This window comes from Olsenella sp. Marseille-P4559, assembly GCF_900605015.1.
Lineage (GTDB): Bacteria > Actinomycetota > Coriobacteriia > Coriobacteriales > Atopobiaceae > Tractidigestivibacter.
Map to the genome: position 1 here is coordinate 1,041,133 of NZ_LR027573.1, position 20,378 is coordinate 1,061,510.

A 20,378-nucleotide genomic window follows, 5' to 3' on the forward strand; every position below is an offset into this window, starting at 1 on the left:
TTCGCTCCTTGCCGCTATTCCGGCTGGCGGTCCATGCAGCCATCCCACATGCTCTGGCGCTCGTCCGCCGAGATGCCATCGATGACCTCGTTGATCTTGGCGAGAACCGCATCCTGGCCCTTGGCGATGGCCGCGTTGTCGGGGTTGGAGGCGTCCGTGAAGCCCTCGCCCTCGGCGAGGTCAACCCTCTTGAGCGTGGGATAGCTCTTGAGGAGGCGCGGCAGCGAGAGGGACGAGAAGGTAATGGCGTCGCAGGTACCATTCATGAGGCCGTCGACCACCAGCGGAACGGTTGCCACCGGCGTGAGGTGGTTCACGTTGGGAATCTGGTCGATGAGGTCGTCGTAGAAGGTGTCCTTCTGGCCAAGGACCGAGGCACCCGAGAAGTCGGAGAGCTTGGTGGCATTGGCGTAGGGCGAGTCCTGCTTGACGACCATGATGACCTCGTCGTCGATGTAGGAGTTGGAGAAGTCTGCGGACTGGGCACGCTCGTCTGTGACGGACATGCCCGCGCAGATGATGTCGATCTGGCTGTTAACCAGCGAGTCGACGAGGCTGCCAAACTCCATCTTCACCGCGACCGGATCCATGTTGAGGGCGCTGGCAATCTTCTTGGCCACCTGCACGTCATAGCCGTCGGCATAGGCACCATCGACATTCTCGATGGGAATGGTGGTATCGCTCGCCGTGGACTCCTGCCAGTTGTAGGGGGCGTAGGCAGCCTCCATGCCAACGCGCAGGGTCTTGCCGTCACCGAGCTTGAGAGAGTCCGAGGGCGAGGAGCTTGTCGAGGAGGCCGACGAGGAGGCCGAGGACGCGTCGCCCGACTGGGCGGCAGGGCCGCATGCCGTGAGGACGGTCATCCCCCCAACGGTGAGGGCCGTAATGCCCGAGGCCCTAAGAAAGTCTCGACGAGAAAATGAGCCAGACACGCGCTGGATGGGATGCCTCTTCATGGTTGTCCTCCTTGGACGGTTCCCGCTGTTCCCCTTTCGCGCGGCGCAACCGGAGGGGACCCATTCCCCTCCCCCTTGCAAACGGGGCCCACCCCTGCGACCCGATGCGAGAAAGTTACGCGCACAGGGAAACGATACTCCTCCGACGGCGGCGCGTCCCAATGGTCACAGCGAGGTAACAATGGCCGGGATGCATGCGGACGGGAGACCGGCTGCCACCCTACCAGCTGGGTGGCACGGGGGCATCGGTTGTGGACCAGGCCCCCAGTGGCGCGTTGGGGTCCGCGTCAAGCGTAAGCGGCGCGAAGTTGCGTGCACGGTAGCTGCGCAGGGCCGCAACGCTGATCATGGCCGCGTTGTCCCCGCATGCCCTCATGGGCGGAACGGTCACACGCACGCCGCGCTTGCCAAACGCCTCGTGGTACGCCGCGCGCAGCTGTGGGTTGGCAGCGACGCCGCCGCCCACGCAGAAGTCCGAGACGCCCGTCTGCTCAACGGCCGTCACGGCCTTGGCCACCTGCACGTCAATCACTGCCGCCTCGAAAGACGCCGCGAGGTCGGGCAGGTCGATAGGTCGACCGGCACGATTCTCGCCCTCGATGTAGGTAATGACAGCGGTCTTCAGGCCCGAAAGCGAGAATTGATAGTCTCCGCTGTGCATCATCGCGCGCGGGAAGTGGATGGCACGCGGGTTGCCCTTTGCTGCAAGTCGGCTGATGACGGGGCCGCCGGGATACCCCAGGCCAAGCGCCTTGGCCACCTTGTCGAAGGCCTCGCCCACCGCATCGTCGATGGTGGTCCCCAGAATCTGGTAGTCTCCCCATCCACGCACGTAGACCAGCATGGTATTGCCGCCAGAGACCAGGCTCGCCACGAAGGGGGGCTCAAGGTCCGGCGTCTCGAAGAGGTTGGCGAGCAGGTGCCCCTCAAGGTGATGCACCGCAATCAGCGGCAACCCGGTAGATGCGCAAAGCCCCTTCGCAAACGCAACGCCCACCACAAGGGCACCCACAAGGCCAGGACCAGCCGTGACCCCCACGGCCGAGAGGTCTGCCGCGGTAAGCGTGTCGCACCCAAAGTGCGCACCAGCCTGTGCCATGGCCTCCTCATACACGCCCACGATAGCCTCGACGTGCTTGCGGCTGGCAATCTCGGGCACCACGCCGCCAAAGCGTGCGTGGAAGTCAATCGAGGTAGCAACTACGCTCGAGCAGACAGCGCCGTGCGAGTCCACCACGGCAACGGCCGTCTCGTCACAAGAAGACTCGATCGAGAGGACCAGGTCGCCGGCGGCAGCCAGCGCCTCCTTGCATGCGGTGTCGCGCGGGCCCGCAAGGATGGGCCACGGGCGGATGGAGGCGTGCGGCTCGGGGCGCTTGCCCAAAGACTCAACGTCACCCGCAAGCGGGAACTCCGCGCTCAAGATAAGGGCGTCATGTCCACCGGCATAGTAGCCCGGACGGCGGCCAATCTCAACAAAGCCCAGGTGGAAGTAGGTGGTTAGGGCAGGACCGTTCTTCTCGTCCACTTCGAGAGAAGCCGTCTTTGCGTTGAGCACGTGCGCATCGTAGCACAGGCGCGCCACCAGGCGGGAAGCAACGCCCTGGCGGCGGTGCCCCTCCTCCACAGCCACATCGCAGATCTCGAAGTTGTCACCGGCCATCATGCCACCGGCAAAGCCGATGATGCGGCCAAGGTCGTGCGCGACCCACCAACTGCGACCCGGCTGCGAGAGCTCCTCGTAGAAGAGCTTCTCGGTCCAAGGAGTATGAGAGGAGCCCGAGAAGGCCGCCGCCTCCAGCTTAGCAACGGCGGAGAGGTCGTTCACGGACATGGGACGCAGCTGCAGGTGCCTGTCGGCCAGCGCGTCGTCCACTCCGGTAACCTCGACGCTTGCGGGAGCCTTGAGGCCAAGGCGCCTGCGCTCGTTCTCCTCGGCATCCGAGAGGCGCGTGTAGATGGGCAGCACCAGTGCCGGATCGCCCGGGCCAAGGGGCTGCGCGGCGGCCGCAAGCGCCAGGCCCTCGCCCGTGGGGTACCAGAGCCTCTCGTCGAGGATGTTCGCGAACCCGGCCGCCTCAAAGCGCGCGCGGTACCTCTTGAGCCCGTTGCCAGTGAGGATGAGCTGGGACGCATCCCCGCGTGCCGCCCATGCCGCCACGCATTCATCGGCCTTGCAGACCGTCTCGGTGGCAAACGCGCGGTGGACCCCAGCGTCATCCAGCCGGTAGGTGCCTGGGTATACCTCGCCCCGCATAGCGTCATCGGCCACGCCGAGAAGCCCGCGCACGCCCGCCCGCCAGGCAACCCATGCCGTGGCATCCATGACCGAGACTCCGTGGAGCGGCTTCGAGAGGCCGCACGAGAGACCCTTTGCAGTCGCGATGCCAATGCGCACGCCGGTAAAGCTACCGGGACCGCGGCCCACAAGAACGCAGTCGATGTCAGCCATGGTGTTGCCGCAGTCATCGAGGGCCGCGAGAGCCGTGGTGACCAGCTCGACGTTGGCCTGCCGGCGGCACAGGTGGTCGCGCGCCGCAAGGACGTGCGGGGTCGCGTCGGTCCTCCAGGAGACCACCGCACAGGCAAGCATGTCGGTGGACGTATCGATGGCCAGGGCAAGGCCCTGGGGGTTGGTATCGCCTGTCATTCTCATCTGTCTCCAGAAACGTGGCATCTTCACGGGGGATAGTGTAGCGCGCAGCCACCAGGGGCTGTCGAGACGTTTTCAGACACATAATGGTGCACGTGACCCCTGTTCCATCTGAAAGCGCCTCAATGGCCCGCAAGGCCCTGCGCCGAGAGCGACGAGACGCAGACCCTATGCCGTAGCCTCCGCCAGCGCGTCGGCCAGCTCCTCGCCACGGGCATCGTGGGCGACAAGGCGCACCTCGCGCGGCCCACGTGTGGCTGATAAGTGAGTGATAAGTGAGAGGCAAGTGAGCGGGGTTGAAGACTCGCAGGTGAGGGCGATGTGCCACTCCCAGCCGTGCGGGCATTGCCCCTTTTTGATAAGTGAGCTGCAAGTGAAACCCGCGGGATGACGGGGAGACTGCCCCTACGACCACCCCGGAACATAGCGACGATACCTTGCGCTCGCATCCTCGTCTTCGAGTTTTATCAGCCCCGTTGCACAGCACTCCCTAAGGAGTCTAGAGATCGCTACGAGGTCTCTCTGAGTAGAAGACATACCAAAGCGACCTCGTACCGTCTGATTGCTCGCCGCCTCCCCCTGCGCGTACATCAGGCATGTATGCCAGTACACCGCCTCTTTTCTCTCCTGCTTTGTCATTCGGTCATAACTGCTGCCCGAAGAGAGCGTGACCCTGGTCCCCTGCACCTCGTCGCTTACCATCTTTGGTCCCAGCTGGTGCGTCTCTTCGCACGATTCGACTGCGAGGTCCCAGCCCGTTCCACCCTCTTCGCAAAGGTCCATCTGCCTCAGGATGTTGACTAGCCCGGTATTCCTCGTCTTTGGCAGGGCATTGAGAACCCTATCCGGCGGAATGAGACTGGCCCCTGGATTAGAGAACTCCACCCTGTTTTCGTAGATTGCAACAAGCGGCCCCATTGTCGTTACCGTCAGATCCTGGTGAATGACGGTGTTGGAGAGGAGCTCGCGAATCGCTGTCTGTGGGTATGCCCTCACGACACGCCTAAACGCACCATCAGTCTGTTCTCGCGCAGGAATCACGGACATGACATATTCTTCGGCCTTTCCAAGCGCCATTGCGTAGCCCTCATCAAAGGTCTTATCGTCAAGTATCCGGGTATTACCCCTCCCGGCAAAACGTAGGACTCGAAGTGCCCTCTTCCGAAGGCCTGGGATACTTGTCAGCCTTCTAGCGATGAGAAGCGCTCCAAGGTTCGTGATTGCATAGAGACCGTTATCCTGCTTCTTCGCAAGGCCCTGCTCGCACAGGGGCACCATGCAAGCTTCAATAGAGCTTGGTGCCTGCAGCCCCAGCAGCCTAAAAAAGCTTTCAAGATCTAGGTAATCCGCAGCTTCGGCGCAAGTGAGGTCACCCACCGCCATGCGTTCTTCGAAGTTTGAGCTCTGCAGGCGCCGCCACAGCTCAGCCTCGCGGTTAGAGGCTGTCACCAGCTCTTTTGTGCTGCTTCCAACGCGAATGTATGCCTTCTTCTCGAAATAGACAGGCTGCCCAGAGGCCGCACTCACAACCGCCACGACAAACGAGCGTCCATCATGCTCGATAGAAACGAAATCGAAGTTGACATTAGGTGACAGCATCCTCTGCAGCCAAATCTGAAGGTCTTGGTTGCCCTTAGCCTTTGCGGACAGCGGATCAAACGTAGTACCGACAAGTTCGTGCGTATCATCAGCGACGCCCCAAACCTTGTAAGCAGACTCGCGACCGTAGTATGCGGCAGAGTTTGCAAGCGCAGAGATATCCTGACCTATTCGCACCGGATCGGCATTGTTCTCCTTGAACTCTATCCACTCAGTTTCGTTCGGATATCCAACAAGCTGGTACAGAAGGTCCATTGGGGTGGTCTTGGTCATCTTGCCTCCCGCAGCCAAAGCAAAGTTCGGTGATAAGTGAATGATAAGTGAGTGATAAGCGAGAGGCAAGTGATCGGGGTTGAAGACTCGCAGGTGAGGGCGATGCGCCACTCCCAGCCGCGCGGGCATTGCCCCTTTTTGATAAGTGAGCTGCAAGTGAAGCCCGCAGACGTCGCGCTTGGCAACGCCGCCAGGCGTGGCCGCCGCAGCACCGCAGACCCTATGCCGTAGCCTCCGCCAGCGCGTCGGCCAGCTCCTCGCCACGGGCGTCGTGGGCGACAAGGCGCACCTCGCGCGGGGGCTCCTCACCCGGTGCCGCCTCGGCCTCGAGTCGCGTAACAAACACATCCACGCGGGCGACGCCGATTTCGTCGGCAAACTGCTCGCCCCATTCGATCACGCAGACGCCATCGGCACCCAGCACGTCAAAGAGGCCCGTGTCCTCGAGTTGCTCCGCGCGATCAAGTCGATAGAGGTCAAAGTGGTCAAGGTCCATCTCACGCCCGTGATAGACCATCTCGATGGTAAAGGTGGGGCTCGTGACGTCTTCCGTGACGCCCATGCCTGCGGCAATGCCCTTGGTGAGCTGGGTCTTCCCGGCACCCAGGTCTCCGGTGAGCACAAGCACGTCACCCTCCCGGAGAAGCTCTCCCAGCACGCGGCCAAGCGCGATGGTCTCCTCCTGCGATGCGGTCCTGAATGAGACCTCTCGTGCCACAGTCAGTCACCCCTTCCTCGGGCCAGGTGGGTTGTCTCGCAGCCATTGGCCCACCATCGCAAGGTCGCTCTCGAGGAGCGGCTGCCAGTCAGAGTGATAAATGCAGGCGGCAGGATGGAACGTGGGACACACCACAAAGTGCCCCGTCTGATACAGCTTGCCACGCAGCGACGTGACGCCGGCCTCGGTTCTCAGCACAAACTGAGAGGCAAAGTTGCCCAGGCACACAAGAACGTCGGGCCACACGGAGCGGATCTGCTCGCGCAGGAAAGGCGAGCAGGCCGCAATCTCCTCGGGCTTGGGGTTACGGTTCCCAGGTGGACGGCACTTGACCACGTTGGCAATGTAGATCTGGTCATGCGTAAGGCCGGCAAGCGAGAGAAGCGAGTCGAGCTTATGGCCGGCGGCCCCCACGAAGGGTTTGCCCTGCAGGTCTTCGTTGCGGCCGGGACCCTCGCCCACGAACATCACACGCGCATTGGGGTTGCCAACCCCAAACACGAGATTCGTGCGCGTCTGCCCCAGGGGGCAGAGCTGGCAGTCGCCCATAACGGAGCGAATCTCCTTGAGCGTGACCTCCTGCGGCCCCTGATGCTCATGGCCGGGAATATGCATCACCGACATTTCTCCATCATCCTCCAAGAGGCTGGCGCGCCCGCGCCGACGCTTAGACATAGACCTTCTCAAGACGCATGCCAAAGTCGCATACGACTTCGTAGTTGATGGTGTCGCGAAGCTGGGCCATCTCGTCGACGGTAATCTCCTCGTCACCGTCGCGACCAATGACAGTTACCACATCGCCCATCTTGACCGGCTTTGCCGGGCGATATGCGCGCGCGTTGTTCACATCCACCGCAAACATGAACTGGTCCATGCAGATGCGGCCAACCTGACGGCAGCGCACACCATTCACGATAACGTCCATGTTGTTCGAGAGCGTGCGCGCAAGGCCGTCGGCATAGCCGATGGGTACCGTGGCCACCTGTATGTTCTGCTTGGGGACGCGCCAGGTGAGGCCGTAGCCAACGCCGTCACCCACGTTAGGGTAGATGGCCCGAACGATACGCCCACGCACGCTCATGACAGGCTCGAGCTGGATGCGCGGTGTCGTGGTCTCGGCAGGCTGCAGACCATAGAGGCCAATTCCCACACGGCACATGTCGAAGTGGCACTCAGGGTGCAAGACGGTACCCGGTGTGTTGTCGCAGTGGACAAGGCCAGTCTCCAGGCCGGCCTCGCGCACAATAGAGACAGCCTCCTTGAAGCGGTTGAGCTGGAGCGCAAAGTCCCAATCGTCAATAAGGTCGGCGGTGGCGAAGTGCGTGAACATGCCTGCGCACTCAAGCCCACGGTGGAAGTCGACGGTCCGCCTCAGCTCGAGCACGTCCTCGCGGCACACGCCGATGCGCGTCATGCCGGTGTCGACAGCCAGGTGGTAGCGAGCCACCTTGCCCAAAGCGGCGGCGCACTCGCCCAGTGCAAGGGCAAACTCGGCCGTGTAGACCGAGGGCATAATGTCGTGGTCCACAAGGGTCTGCACGCACTCCACGGGCGGCTCGGAGAGCAGCAGGATGGGCCATTCGATGCCCGCCCGGCGAAGCCTCACGCCCTCTTCCACGGTGGCAACGGCAAACTGGTCCGCACCGGCAGAGTGCATGGCGCGGACGCAGCGCTCGGCACCGTGACCATAGGCGTCGGACTTCACGACGCACATCATCTTGACGCCAGGCCCCAAGAGAGCCTTGAACTTGCGCGTATTCCCCTTGAGGGCAGCAAGGTCAATTTCGACCCACGACCACCTGCTCGCAGGGCTCTGAACTGCCATGCCTTCGCTCCCTATTCGTTCTCGTCGCCGCCATCGGCGTCAGGGAAGGTCACGCGCTCCCCCAAGGCGTCATCCGCAACACCCAGTTCGTCGATGATGTCCGAGGCCATGACGCCCCTCGAGCCCATGCGCTCGGCTGTAAGCGAGGCTGCATAGCCATGGAGTTCGCAGCAGAGCGAGCAGAGCAGGGGCAGGCTGTCCACGCGCCCATAGGACTGCGCAAGCTTGGATGCGATGATCCCGCTCAGAACGTCGCCCGAACCTGCCGTGGCAAGAGCCGCCGGACCGGGCTTGGGAAGGATGGCCTGCTCGACGCCCACACAGCCGCTAGCGGTGCCCTTGGTGACAACAACCAGCTCAGAGCCACCGTCGGACCACACGATCTTGCGTGCGTCCTCGAGCTGGCCCACAAGCGAGGAGGGTGGGTTTTCCTCCCTGCCCACCAGGCGACCGAGCTCGCGACGGTGCGGCGTGAGCACAAGCGGCGTCGACCTGCGGAGAATCTCGGGGAAGTCGGGCAGTTTGCCCGAGGTGAGGCGGGCAATGCAGTTAAGAGCGTCTGCATCAAGCACCAGCGGTGTCGAGGTCCCAAGAAGTGCCGAGACAACCGCAACGGTGCCACCAGAGACCCGCATGCCAGGCCCCGCAAGCACGGCCGAGCACTTCTCGGCCAGCTTGGTCACTATGGGCACAGCCTCCTTGGAGATGGTCCCGTCTTCATCGCAGGGAAGCCCCACGACAGGGATCTCGAGCACATGGGCCTGTACCTGCGGCACGATGTACGAAGGAACCGCCAGCGTGACATAGCCGGCACCGGCGCGGGCAGCCGCACGCGCTGCCAAGATGGGAGCACCCACAAAGCGTGACGACCCCCCAACAACGAGCACCGACCCGCGCGAGAACTTGTCCACAGCTGTAGTAGGCGGCACCATCACGTCAAGGTAGTCCTCGAGGTCGGTGCGCCAAGCCACCGGATCTGCCTCGACCACGATCTGCTCGGTCTGCTCGGCAAGCGGGGCCACTACGATGGATCCGCATACGTCACGGCCGTCGTCGGCGAGAAGGCCGGGCTTCAAGGCCAGCATGGTTACCGTAAGGTCTGCCACCACGCAGAAGCCAGGGGCGTGGCCGGTCTGCGCCGAGAGGCCGCTGGGGACGTCCACAGCAACCACGCGTACGCCCGAGCTGTTCACGCAGTCAATCCAAATGTCGAATGGTGCGCGGACCTCACCGTGGAAGCCCGTTCCCAGCATGCAGTCGAGCGCGACGTCGGACGCCGAGAGAAGCCCCTCAAGCTCGTCGCGCGACGGCCCCACCAGCGTAGAGACGCCCGCACGCACGGCACGCTGTGCCACCTGGCGCGCAAGGTCACCGGAGAGCTGGTCGGGCCCGATGGGCGTAACTACCTTCACGTTGACGCCGTGGGCGAGCAGGGCCTCTGCCGCAACCCAGCCATCCCCACCGTTGTTGCCCATGCCGGCGAGGACCACGGCATTCTGCACGTCGCCTAGGGCAAGCACCTCCTGGGCTGCGGCACAACCGGCACGGTGCATGAGCTCTGAGACGCTCACGCCTGCGCGGGTGAGCGCGACCTCGACGCGCTTTACGTCTTCGACGTTGAGTACGGGCTGCATGTTGTTCTACTCCTTGGCTGGCTCAGCTGGCGCGGATGCATCCGCGGCTCCCCCGGCATTGCCGTCCTCTTGTGTGATCTGGGTGTCGGTGACGGAACGCTCTCCCGACACATCAGCCATTATCCCATCTTGCGCCTGTTCGAGTTCGTCCAAAACAGAACGCGCCTCACGAAACGACGCGGCAAGCTCGCGTTCCGGGTCTGGACGCGTGTCCGGCTGGGGGCGGACCTCGTCGGTCACCGCCACGGCGTTGGCCACGGCCACCTCGCGCGTATAGGAGAGCGAGAGCGCAACCTCGCGTACGCCGCTCTCACGGGCGGTCTGGGCGGCACGGCCGGTGAGCAGCGCATGGGGCCTCCCGTGGGCATCCATGGTCACCGAGACGTCCGAGAAGCCCACGCCATTCGAGAAGCCCGTGCCCAACGCCTTGACCACCGCCTCGCGCGCCGCGAAGCGCGCGGCGTAGTGCTCGGCCGGGCGTGCACACGCATCACAGTAGGCGCGTTCCTCCTCGGTAAACACACGGGCGAGAAACGACGGCCTGCGGTGCATGGTGCGCTCCATGCGCGCTATCTCGAGCATATCGACGCCAATGCCAGCCAGGGCCATACGCTACTCCACCGTGACGGACTTGGCGAGGTTTCGTGGCTTGTCCACGTCGCAGCCGCGCGAGCGGGCAACGTAACGGGCAAGAACCTGCAGGTGAACCACGGCCACGATGGGGACGAGCAGCTCATCGTCGACGGGTGGGATCCACAGCACGTGTTCGCAGAGCGACGCCACGGACTCGTCACCGTCGGTGGCGACGGCAACGCAGGTGGCGCCGCGGGCGATGACCTCCTGGATGTTGGAGATGGTCTTGTCGTGCACGCGGTCCTCGGGGACGATGGCCACCACAGGAAATCCCGGCTCGAGCAGGGCAATGGGACCATGCTTCATCTCGCCGGCAGGGTATGCCTCGGCGTGCAGGTAGCTGATTTCCTTGAGCTTGAGTGCGCCCTCGTAGGCGGTGGTGGAGTTGACGCCACGACCGAGGAAGAGCGCCGAGTGCGCCCGGCGGAAGACGGTCGCAGCCCGCTTGTCCTGCCATGCGCGTGAGAGCACGGTGCGGATGAGGTTGGGCAGCGCGGCGAGGTTGGCGTAGTGGCCGCTCACCTCGGTTGTGCCCATGTGGCCGTTGGCCTGCGCCAGGCGAAGCGCGAAGAGTGCGCAGGCAACCATCTGGGCGGTGTAGGCCTTGGTGGAGCACACGCAGACCTCCGGACCTGCCTGCACGTAAAGCACGCCGTCAGACTCGCGCGCAGCAGAGGAGCCCAGCACGTTGGTCACGGCGAAGATGCTGCAGCCCATGCCCCTCATGCGCCGTGCTGCCGTGAGGGTGTCTGCCGTCTCTCCAGACTGCGTGATGATCATACAGAGGGTATGGTCGGTGATGAGAACGTCCTGTTCGTAGTTGAACTCGGAGGCGTACTCGCAGATTACCGGAACGTGTGCCCAGGTCTGGATGAGGGTTCTCGCGATGAGGCCCACGTGGTAGGAGGTGCCGCAGGCGATGATAAAGATGCGGTCGACAGCCGCCAGGTCCTCCTCTCTCATGCGCAACTCGTCGAGAAGGATGCCCTTCTCGCCCAGACGGCCCTTGAGCAGGCGCTCGATGGCCTCGGGCTGCTCGGAGATCTCCTTCTCCATGAAGTCGGCGTAACCACCAAGCGTGGCCGCAGAGGCGTCCCAGTCGACGTCAAAGGTGCTGGGGTGCTCGACGGTGGTGCCCTCGTTGTCGTAGACGGTGACCTTGCCGGTCTGCTCGAGCAGGGCGACCTGGCCGTTCTCGAGCTGGATAACGTGAGAGGTCACGCTCGCAAGCGGCGTGACATCGGAGGCGGCATAGGCACCATCGGGCGTGCTGGCCACCACGAGGGGTGAGCCGTTGCGCGCAACCACGAGCTGGTCAGGGGCATCGGCGCACACAACGGCGAGCGCCCAGGAGCCCTCGAGGCGGCTCACGGCATTGCTCACAGCCGCTACCAGGTCTCCCTTGCAGGGGCCCGCCCAGGCGTCCTCGATGAGGTGCGCAATGGCCTCGGAGTCTGTGTCGGAGGCAAAGTCGTGGCCGTTACGGGACAGGTAGCTACGGATTTCTCGGTAGTTCTCGATAATGCCGTTGTGGACAATGGCAATGCGGCCGGTGCAATCCAGGTGCGGGTGGGCGTTCTTGTCAGTTGGTGCGCCATGCGTGGCCCAGCGGGTATGCGCAATGCCGGTGGTGCCGGTCAGGTTGGCCGTCTGGCAGCGCTCGGCAAGCACGGCCACGCGCCCGGCACACTTCACACCGTGCAGGTTGCCATCGGACGAGAGCACTTCGACGCCCGCCGAGTCATAGCCGCGGTACTCGAGGGTCGACAGGCCGTCGAGCAGGAACTGAGCCGCTTGCTTTTTCCCGGTATATCCCACGATTCCGCACATGTTTGCTCCCTCGCACACAGGTCACGGTTTGCTTGTGCATCTGCGCTGATGCGACAGACGATGCAATAGAGTCTATCAGCCACGGAAGCGCACCTGTAGCCCAACCGGTATCGTCTAAGAGAAACCACGCCGCCGAGCCTGCAGCTCGGTGGCGCAGCCGGACGGATGCCCTTACTCCTTGAACGGCTCCAGTGCCTTGAGGACGATGGAGTTGGCCTCCTGGCACAGGCGCTCCTCCGGGGCCTCTGTCAGCACGCGTACCAGGGGCTCGGTGCCCGAGGCGCGCACCAGCACGCGACCGTTACCCTCGAGGAACTTCTCCGCCTCTGCCACGGCCTCCTTGACCTCGGGCGCCGCCATGACCGCGTCCTTGTCGGCGACCTGGACATTTACAAGCTGCTGTGGATAGAGAGTGACGGGTCGAGTGAGCTCGGAGAGCTTCTCGCGCTCGGCACGCAGGACCTCCATGATGCGCAGGCTCGTCATGATGCCATCGCCGGTCTTCTCGAGGTCGCCAAAGATGATGTGACCGGACTGCTCGCCGCCAAGCGTGTAGCCGTTCTCCATCATGCAAGACCAGACGTTCTTGTCGCCAACAGCGGTCTTCTCGTAAGAGATGCCGGCCGCGTCGAGCGCCTTGAAGAACCCAAAGTTGCTCATGACGGTGGGAACCACGGTGCTCTTGGCGAGACGACCGTGCTTTGCCATGTAGGTGCCGCATACGTAGAGGATGAGGTCGCCGTCAACCATGCGACCGCGCTCGTCCACTGCCAGGCAGCGGTCAGCGTCGCCGTCGTAGGCAAAGCCAACGTCGAGGCCGTTCCTCACCACAAAGTCCTGCAAGCGCTGGATATGGGTGGAGCCGCAGTCCACGTTGATATTGAAGCCGTTGGGCGCATTGTTGATGACGTGGGTCTCGGCGCCCATGGCGTCAAAGACCGGCCGCGCCACGCTGGAGGCGGCACCATTCGCGCAGTCCAGACCTACCTTGACGCCCTGCATGGAGAAGCCGCAGGACGCGATGAGGTATGCGATGTAGCGGTTACGGCCCTGCATATAGTCTACGGTACAGCCAATGGCATCGCCCGTGGCGAGAGGAACCTCGAGCTTGCTATCGATGTAGTCCTCCACCTGCTCGAGGACGTCCTCGTTCATCTTGTAGCCCTCGCGGTTCACGAGCTTGATGCCGTTGTCCGTGAAGGGGTTGTGGCTTGCCGTGATCATGACGCCGCAGTCAAAGCCACCGTCGATGACCTCGTACGATACGCCCGGCGTGGGGATAACGTGCAGCATGTACGCATCGGCGCCGCTAGCGACGAGACCCGCCACCAGCGCAGACTCAAACATGTAGCTCGAGCGACGGGTGTCCTTGCCGATAAGTACGCGAGCCTTGGCGTCGCGGCGAGCGCCATAGTACCAGCCAACGAAGCGGCCGATCTTATAGGCATGGTCAACGTTCAGGCCCTCGTTTGCCCTGCCTCTAAAGCCATCGGTTCCGAAGTACTTCATTTCTCGCTCCTTGTTTCGGGATACCGGTCATGCACAGACGGCGGTTATCTTACCAGTTGCGTGTGAGCTCACCGTGAGGAGACGGGCGGCTGCGGCCGACGGGCGATGGGCGGCACCTCGGTGACGCCAAAAGGCACATTCCTGCGCACTCCCGCGTCACCGCCAGCAAAAAAACGGGACCCGCCACGCAGGCGAGCCCCGATAAGGAACAAATGGTGAGAAGAACTAGCGCTTCGAGAACTGCGGACGCTTGCGGGCCTTCTTGAGACCGTACTTCTTACGCTCGACGGCACGAGAGTCGCGGGTGAGGAAGCCGGCCTTCTTGAGCTCGTTGCGATACTCACCGGCCTGAAGGAGGGCGCGGGCAATGCCAAGGCGAAGTGCGCCAGACTGGCCATTGATGCCGCCCCCATCGCAGCGGGCGAGAACGTCGAAGGACTCGGCGGTCTCGGTCAGACGAAGGGGCGCAGCGGCGTTGTCAACGAGCTGCTGGCGGCCAAAGTACTGGGCAGCGTCACGGCCGTTAACGATGATCTTGCCGGTGCCGGGGACGAGACGGACGCGAGCGACGGCCTCCTTACGACGGCCAGTGCCGGTATAAACAACGGTGTTCTCAGCCATCGATTAAGCCTCCACATCGATCTTGACGGGGTTCTGAGCGGCATGCGGATGCTCGGGGCCAGCGTAGACCTTGAGCTTCATACCCTGCTTGCGACCAAGGGTAGTCTTGGGGAGCATGCCCTTGACAGCGTGCTCTATCACGCGCTCGGGGTGCTTGGCCATAGCCTCCTTGAAGGACTCGGTCTTGAGTCCGCCAAGGTAGCCGGAATAGCGCCAATAGGACTTGGTATTTGCCTTGTTGCCGGTAAGGACGACCTTGTCAGCATTGATGACAATCACGAAGTCACCAGTGTCTGCATTGGGGGTGTACTGGGGCTTGTTCTTGCCGCGGAGAATCATGGCAGCCTGGGTCGCGAGGCGACCGAGCGTCATGCCGTCGGCATCGATGAGCACCCACTTGCGCTCGACTTCGCCCATCTTGGCGAACTGAGTCGACTTCTTCACTTGACTCCTCCTACACACATCTTGGAATGGCTGCCTCTGGACAGGCCGCCATGCTTTTTCGAAACAGAGGTTACGGGGCTCTGGGTGGAAAAGCCTTAAAAGTATACAGCTTCAGAAGTCTTCGTTTGCAGGTCTTTTCCTCACACAAACTCGACAAAACTCGACCCCCAAAATTACATCGGGACTGGGGAGTGCAGGCGTACGACGGTCAGCTGACAGAACCATCCCAGAGCGTCGCCCTCTTCTTGTGATTTTTCGCCGGTTACGATTTTTCCGAACGCTTAGCCGGGCCTAACCGGCGAAATCCCACGAGTTAGCTACCGTCAGCCTACAAAAACGCGCGAATCTCATCGAGATGGGCTACAGCCTCTTGGCGACCTTGCAGGTAAAGGCGCAAGAGCGGCTCGCCCTCATGCTCCGAGGTGCGAATGCGCACCGGCTCAGGTGGCAGAAGCGCCAGCGCGCGGCCCTCGGCCTCAAGGCCCGCCAGTTCCTCTCGCTGCGCGTTGTAGCGGTCGGCACGCGTAGAAAGGGCCTGCTCGTAGTAAGGGTAGGCGTCGTAGCGGTGGGTTCTCAAGATGGTGCGCTCGGTGGCTCCGTCCTTGATGTACGTTCGATCCTGTGTGAGCACCACCAGCGCACGGCCTGCGGGCTCTGCACCGGGTACCTCGGGGGCGCCATCGAGCCCCATTGCAACGGCAAAGGGAATCGAGTCTGTAGTGCCACCATCCAGGTAGCGGTGGCCTTCAATCTCGACCACCGTCGAAACGCCTGGCAGGGACGCTGAGGCGCGGGCCTTGGTGGCATCAAACTTCTCGCCTTTGGCCTGCAGGTAGGCGGGCGCGCCAAAAAGCACGTCGGACGCAACGAAGTACATGGGCGTGAGGTCCTTGCTGTACACGTCCATGTCACAGGGGTCAATATGGTTCTGGACCTCGTCGTACATGAAGTCGGCCCCGGCAAGGTTTCCCGTGCGGACCAGCGAGAGCAGCGACATCATGCGCGGGTCATCGCGGAAGGCCAGCATGACACGCATGGTGCGGCCAATCTGACGCGAGCGGAAGCTCACAGCGTTGAGCGCACCGGCCGAGACGCCCCACACGCTCTTGAAGGAGTTGGCGTAGATGCCGTTCTCGAGAAAGACGTCCAACACGCCAGCCGTGAAGATGCCCCTATAGCCACCGCCCTCGAGCACGAGGGCGGGCTTGTCGTTGCTGCCCATAGACCGCCTCCAAAAACGTCCCACCAAGCTGCCGCGCATGGCACAGCCCACCCAACTACAAAAGCGTCGAGCTCCACTACGGAGTTCGACGCTTACGCTTTTGGTGGAGCCGGGGCGAACCAGTGCGAACGCATACACGATAAAGCTAAAAAGCGGCTATTTGCAAGTTAACAGCAATTGGTTCGTGATTATCAGCGATATATAAAAGCCCAGTTCGGCGGCTCGCTGTAAGCCCATATAACGCACGAAAACGGGGCACCCCTTATCAGGGTGCCCCGTTTTGTCGCTAGATTTTGAGAACCTGCCCCGCGTAGATCAAATTCGGGTTAGAAATGTCGTTCTTGGCGGCAATCTTCTGATAGGTCGTGCCGAACTTCGACGCGATGCCGGAAAGCGTGTCGCCACTTCTTACGGTGTACGTCTTTCCGCTCTGCACGTGACCATTGATAACCGCCATTACGTCCTTCCAGCGGTGGTTGAGAATAGCTTTGCGCTCGTCTCCGTTGCGGTACTTGCCCGCCCACGTCTCCTTTGCAAGCTCTTCTGCCGACGCGCTGCAAATGTGGTTGACCATGGATTGAACTTCGTTGTAGCGGCTTCCCAACTTCTGCTTGCGCGTCTCGCCCTTGCCGTAATCGTCGCGCCACACGCCCGCCACAAGGTCTAGAACGTCCATGTTCTCGACGCCGGTTGCGGGTGCTGAGGGCGTGGGCGTCGGCTGCACGTTGCCGCCGACGGCTGCAAGGCTCTGCCACCTTGCGGCATCCATGTAGGCTTTGTTCAAGTCAAGGTTGCCGCCAAAGCCATTGAGACGCCCAGCGCTCGAATACTGCCGAATGTCGCATGAGTATGCGCCCTCGTTCCAAGGGTTGTTCTGCAATAATGTCTGATTCATGTTGGCGTACTGTGCAACCCACGTCGGGCAACCGTACTTCTTGGCAACGTCCCATGGGAAATGCGCTTGGCTCGAATAGATCATTGGGACTGCGCCCGAAAGCTCCTTGACCTTTGCGACAAGCGCATTAAGGTACGCCGTGTTGCCCCAAGCGGCGTTGTCCTGCTCTTCATAGTCAAGCGCAACGATTCCCTTTCCCAGATAGCCAACGATGCTGTTCACAAAGTGATTGGCTTCGGCGTCGATGCCAGCTCCGTTGATGTAGTGATATACGCCAAACAGAAGCCCGCGTTTGATTGCCTGCTGAACCTGCCTGTCGCAATCGGGCGAAACGTAGCTTTTTCCCTGCGTCGCCTTGCAGATAACGAAGTCGATTGGAAGAACGCCAACGTTGATGCCGTTCTCCCAGTTGCTTATATCAATGCCCTGCATCGTCATAGTTGCCCCTTTCCATGCAGACGAAATAGACAAGGTTTGCTTGTTCCAGCTCTTCACGCGTGAAGGCACGCGCTGAATTAGTGGCGCTCGCCGGGTCGCGCACCCAATAGCCGCTTCCGTCGTGCCGCCATATCATGATGACGTGCCCCTTATAGGCGGCGTCGCCAAGGGTGCCGTTGTGAACCCCTGCGAATGCGATTGCGCCCGCGTCAACCTGTGCCAGCGCGTCATCAAGCCTCCAAAGCTTTGCTGTAGCGGTGATGCCGTATCCCGGATAGGTAGCCGCGATCCATTGCGCGAACTTCTCGGGGTCGTTCACGCCGTCCGTTAGGCACGAATCGCCGACGGCGGCGGCAAGGTCTTGCGGCGTCACGTCTTGCCCAGTGAGGTACACAGTCGCCATGGCGGCGCACGTAAGCCCGCAACCGCTGTCGCCTATGGTGCCGCCCGCATACGACACGTTCTCCCATTGCGGTTCTGCCTGAAGGTACAGCGGCATGAAAGTGCCCGCCGTCTTCTCAACGGCGGGCACGTCTGATGCTTCAAGCTGTGTCGTGTGCGCTGACGTTGCGGGCTGGCGCTCGTTGGCTGCGCTGACCATGAGCGCAAAACCTATTGCCATAGACGCCAAGACGCCGCAAAGGAACGCCGCAACAATTGGCAAGGGGATGCGGTGGCTACTCGTTCGCATCGTCGCGCTTAGGCTCGGTGTAGGTCATCGCCTGTTTGCTGTCGCCGATGCCTGCGGTTGTCGGGTCGGTAACGATACCAAGGATTGCAAGCACTGCGAACAGCGCGTTTACGATTGCCGTAAGCTGCTCTCCAAGTGCGCCGAAATCCCAGTTGTAGCCGAACGGCGCTGCCACAACCTGAATCAGAAGCAGCACCGCCGGAATGAGCGTCAGCCAAAACGTCTTGTTCTTGATTCGTGCGGTGAAGTTAATCATGGTCGTACTCTCTTTCAGTCGAAGCGTGCGCGTTGATAAGCTCTTTCCAAAGGTGGGTTCCGACGCCGTTTCCCCCAAGCCTCGCATAGACTTCATGCACGCTGTTTGCCTGTTCCTTAATGTCAAGCGGCACGGGTTTTCCGCTCTGCACGTACTCTTGATGGAGCTTGAAAAGCTCCGCCCTCATAAGCACCTGCATTCCCTTTAGAAGCAAGTCATGTTCAGATTTGTAACGGTCATCGAATGCCCGCGCCTTCTCGCGCTGTGCGCGGATGGTCGCGCTTAGCACACCGACAATGGCGGTCATTACGATGCTGAACACCGATAGAAAAATATCTGCCATGTTTATTAGTCCTCGGTCACCTCACGCCAAAGGGCTTCGGTTCCGGTCGCGCCCGGCTCCCAGACGTTGTTCGCAACGGTCGATTCCCAGACCTTGCCGCCGTGCTTGACGCGTGCGCCTTGGGCGTATGGGTTGGTCGAATCGGGCTGAACCCATTCGGGAACCTCGCTTGTGGGCGTGTCGGCGTTGCCCGCTTCAAGCGTCCTAGCCCAAAGGCTCGCCGCTGCCGTAGGTGACCAATCAGCCTGTGACGTGTGCGCCTGAAGGCACGTGTACAGCGTGCCATCGTATGAAACGCGCTCGCCCGATGCGTAGGCGTGACCGTCGCCCATCCACGCCTGATAGATGGCGGGCGCGATTTCCGCCAAGTCGCTTGATAACGCGGGCGCTTGCGTCTTGTAGATCGCAAGAATGCCGCGCAACGCCGCTTCTTCCTCTTCTGTGAATGCCATGTTTGCCCCTCACAATAAGAAAGCCCGCGTGTGCGGGCTTGTGGCTGCTAGTTGGTTGTGTGTTTGCGGTCAGCCGAAAAGCTGCGAGAAAAGCGCGTCCATGCTCCTAACCGTCCTGCGTGCGTCAAGCTTCAGCATGGAGCTGCGCCAAGATTGGTAGCTCTGCACTGCCTGTTCTCGCGTCATCTCCCCGCGCTCGACAAAGACGGCAAGCTTCTTCAGCTTGCGCCGCTCGCGTGTCACGGCGGCGCGGCAAGGGCGCACAATGACTTTGCCATTTTTGCCATATTCAAACCTCTTCTTCAGATAGGTAAACCCACGCGATAGCTTGACAATGCGGGTCTTCTTCTCGTTGATAACGATTCCCAGCTTGTCGCACTCTTGGCGTATGTCTTCCATGACGGCGTGAAGGTCTGCTTTGTCTAACGCAATGCAATAGGTATCGTCCATGTAACGCCCGCTTGCCAGCACGCAAGGCGTGCGCAAAAGCATGTGATCTATGGGGCTTGGAAGCGCCACTGCCAAAACTTGGTTAGGCTCGCTGCCTAGCCCAAGACCACGTGATCCGTGGGCGTCGATTTGAGCGTAGACAAGCCTTTTCAATCGCTCGTCATCAAGGCACCTATCGACAAAGCGCTTGGCTGCGTCATGGTCGATGTTGCCAAAGTAGTTCGAGAAGTCCACAAGCAGTATGTAACCCTCTCGCCCGTGCTTCTGGTAGTGCCTTGCAAGCTGCCGTTTGAGCCGCCTTAGCGCGTATTCGGTGCCGCGTCCCTTGATGTTCGCGGAACATCCGGCGGTGACCGTCGGGATGATTGCCGGGACAAGGGCATATCGGTTAATCGCCTTGTGTATGACACGCTCAGAGAAGTGAACCGACGTGATATGCCGCATCTTTCCGCGCTCGCAAATGTCGAACTCGAAGAATCCGCGCCGAATGTCCTTGCCCAAAAGCAGGTCATCACGCGCCCTGCGAACGTTCGGAAGGCACCGCGCCATGTAGCGTTGAACAGACGCCTTCCAGCAGACGCCGCCGCTGCAAGCGCGTGCGCACCTGTAAAGGTTGTCAACGTCCGCAACCTGTTCGAGCGTGCATGATTCGATGCGCCTAGCGCGGTTTGCAGCCCTCTTGGCATCGCGGCGGGCGCGTCGTGCCGCCCGCCGCTCTTCGGAGTTCATAGGCACCCCGCACGGCTTGCAATCGGCATTCCATAGCCGCTTAGGCACCGGCAATGAAACGTAGGCGAACGCCGAAACCCACGCCATGCAAGAAGCGGTCTGCGGTGCCCACGGGGTGCGTATTTACGGCGCAAGCGCCGAACGTTGCATCTTCCTTCCTCATGCGCACGGATTGCGGACGTGTCCGCAATGTCTGGCATTGCAAAG

The 20,378-nt window shown here is 61.7% G+C and carries 19 protein-coding genes; all 19 read right to left on the minus strand.

The annotated features are described in order from the left end of the window. Nucleotides 1-14: 14 nt before the first annotated feature. The 19 genes from E0E00_RS04820 to E0E00_RS04910 all read right to left on the minus strand — a co-directional run bounded on the left by E0E00_RS04820 (nt 15) and on the right by E0E00_RS04910 (nt 20,171). Nucleotides 15-956 (minus strand): transporter substrate-binding domain-containing protein, encoded by a 942-nt coding sequence (locus tag E0E00_RS04820; protein WP_130811378.1) that lies wholly within the window; start codon nt 954-956, stop codon nt 15-17. A 220-nt stretch (nt 957-1,176) separates the two neighbouring features. Next, on the minus strand, nt 1,177-3,606 hold the full coding sequence (tsaD, locus tag E0E00_RS04825) for a tRNA (adenosine(37)-N6)-threonylcarbamoyltransferase complex transferase subunit TsaD (protein WP_130811379.1): 2,430 nt from the start codon (nt 3,604-3,606) through the stop codon (nt 1,177-1,179). Nucleotides 3,607-4,014: 408 nt separating this feature from the next. Next, complete coding sequence (locus tag E0E00_RS04830; RefSeq protein ID WP_165443552.1) at nt 4,015-5,481, minus strand: RNA-binding domain-containing protein; 1,467 nt, start codon at nt 5,479-5,481, stop codon at nt 4,015-4,017. A 220-nt stretch (nt 5,482-5,701) separates the two neighbouring features. Next, nucleotides 5,702-6,205, minus strand: a complete 504-nt coding sequence (gene tsaE / locus E0E00_RS04835; RefSeq protein ID WP_130811381.1) for a tRNA (adenosine(37)-N6)-threonylcarbamoyltransferase complex ATPase subunit type 1 TsaE — start codon at nt 6,203-6,205, stop codon at nt 5,702-5,704. Continuing rightward, nucleotides 6,206-6,823 (minus strand): uracil-DNA glycosylase, encoded by a 618-nt coding sequence (locus E0E00_RS04840; protein ID WP_130811382.1) that lies wholly within the window; start codon nt 6,821-6,823, stop codon nt 6,206-6,208. A gap of 43 nt (nt 6,824-6,866) precedes the next feature. Further along, on the minus strand, nt 6,867-8,024 hold the full coding sequence (gene alr / locus E0E00_RS04845; protein WP_130811383.1) for an alanine racemase: 1,158 nt from the start codon (nt 8,022-8,024) through the stop codon (nt 6,867-6,869). Nucleotides 8,025-8,035: 11 nt separating this feature from the next. Beyond that, complete coding sequence (locus E0E00_RS04850) at nt 8,036-9,658, minus strand: NAD(P)H-hydrate dehydratase (RefSeq protein ID WP_130811384.1); 1,623 nt, start codon at nt 9,656-9,658, stop codon at nt 8,036-8,038. A 6-nt stretch (nt 9,659-9,664) separates the two neighbouring features. After that, a complete protein-coding gene (acpS, locus tag E0E00_RS04855; protein WP_130811385.1) occupies nt 9,665-10,267 on the minus strand; it encodes a holo-ACP synthase in 603 nt (200 codons plus the stop codon). A gap of 3 nt (nt 10,268-10,270) precedes the next feature. Beyond that, complete coding sequence (gene glmS / locus E0E00_RS04860; protein WP_130811386.1) at nt 10,271-12,121, minus strand: glutamine--fructose-6-phosphate transaminase (isomerizing); 1,851 nt, start codon at nt 12,119-12,121, stop codon at nt 10,271-10,273. A gap of 171 nt (nt 12,122-12,292) precedes the next feature. Beyond that, nucleotides 12,293-13,630 (minus strand): phosphoglucosamine mutase, encoded by a 1,338-nt coding sequence (gene glmM / locus E0E00_RS04865; RefSeq protein WP_130811387.1) that lies wholly within the window; start codon nt 13,628-13,630, stop codon nt 12,293-12,295. Nucleotides 13,631-13,855: 225 nt separating this feature from the next. Then, nucleotides 13,856-14,251 (minus strand): 30S ribosomal protein S9, encoded by a 396-nt coding sequence (gene rpsI / locus E0E00_RS04870; RefSeq protein WP_130811388.1) that lies wholly within the window; start codon nt 14,249-14,251, stop codon nt 13,856-13,858. 3 nt (nt 14,252-14,254) lie between these two features. Further along, a complete protein-coding gene (gene rplM / locus E0E00_RS04875) occupies nt 14,255-14,695 on the minus strand; it encodes a 50S ribosomal protein L13 (RefSeq protein ID WP_130811389.1) in 441 nt (146 codons plus the stop codon). 328 nt (nt 14,696-15,023) lie between these two features. Then, the gene (locus E0E00_RS04880; protein ID WP_130811390.1) at nt 15,024-15,917 is read right to left on the minus strand and encodes a patatin family protein; all 894 of its coding nucleotides are present in this window, start codon (nt 15,915-15,917) and stop codon (nt 15,024-15,026) included. A gap of 286 nt (nt 15,918-16,203) precedes the next feature. After that, the gene (locus E0E00_RS04885; RefSeq protein ID WP_130811391.1) at nt 16,204-17,250 is read right to left on the minus strand and encodes a GH25 family lysozyme; all 1,047 of its coding nucleotides are present in this window, start codon (nt 17,248-17,250) and stop codon (nt 16,204-16,206) included. Beyond that, on the minus strand, nt 17,231-17,872 hold the full coding sequence (locus tag E0E00_RS04890; protein WP_165443553.1) for a C39 family peptidase: 642 nt from the start codon (nt 17,870-17,872) through the stop codon (nt 17,231-17,233). The genes E0E00_RS04885 and E0E00_RS04890 overlap by 20 nt, the downstream gene beginning before the upstream one ends. Before the next feature lie 55 nt (nt 17,873-17,927). Next, on the minus strand, nt 17,928-18,197 hold the full coding sequence (locus E0E00_RS04895; RefSeq protein ID WP_130811393.1) for a phage holin: 270 nt from the start codon (nt 18,195-18,197) through the stop codon (nt 17,928-17,930). Then, entirely contained in the window at nt 18,190-18,540 is a 351-nt protein-coding gene (locus E0E00_RS04900) for a hypothetical protein (protein ID WP_130811394.1), read from the minus strand. The genes E0E00_RS04895 and E0E00_RS04900 overlap by 8 nt, the downstream gene beginning before the upstream one ends. A 5-nt stretch (nt 18,541-18,545) precedes the next feature. Further along, on the minus strand, nt 18,546-18,992 hold the full coding sequence (locus E0E00_RS04905) for a carbohydrate-binding protein (protein WP_130811395.1): 447 nt from the start codon (nt 18,990-18,992) through the stop codon (nt 18,546-18,548). A gap of 69 nt (nt 18,993-19,061) precedes the next feature. Then, nucleotides 19,062-20,171 (minus strand): RNA-directed DNA polymerase, encoded by a 1,110-nt coding sequence (locus tag E0E00_RS04910; RefSeq protein WP_130811396.1) that lies wholly within the window; start codon nt 20,169-20,171, stop codon nt 19,062-19,064. Nucleotides 20,172-20,378 lie beyond the last annotated feature (207 nt).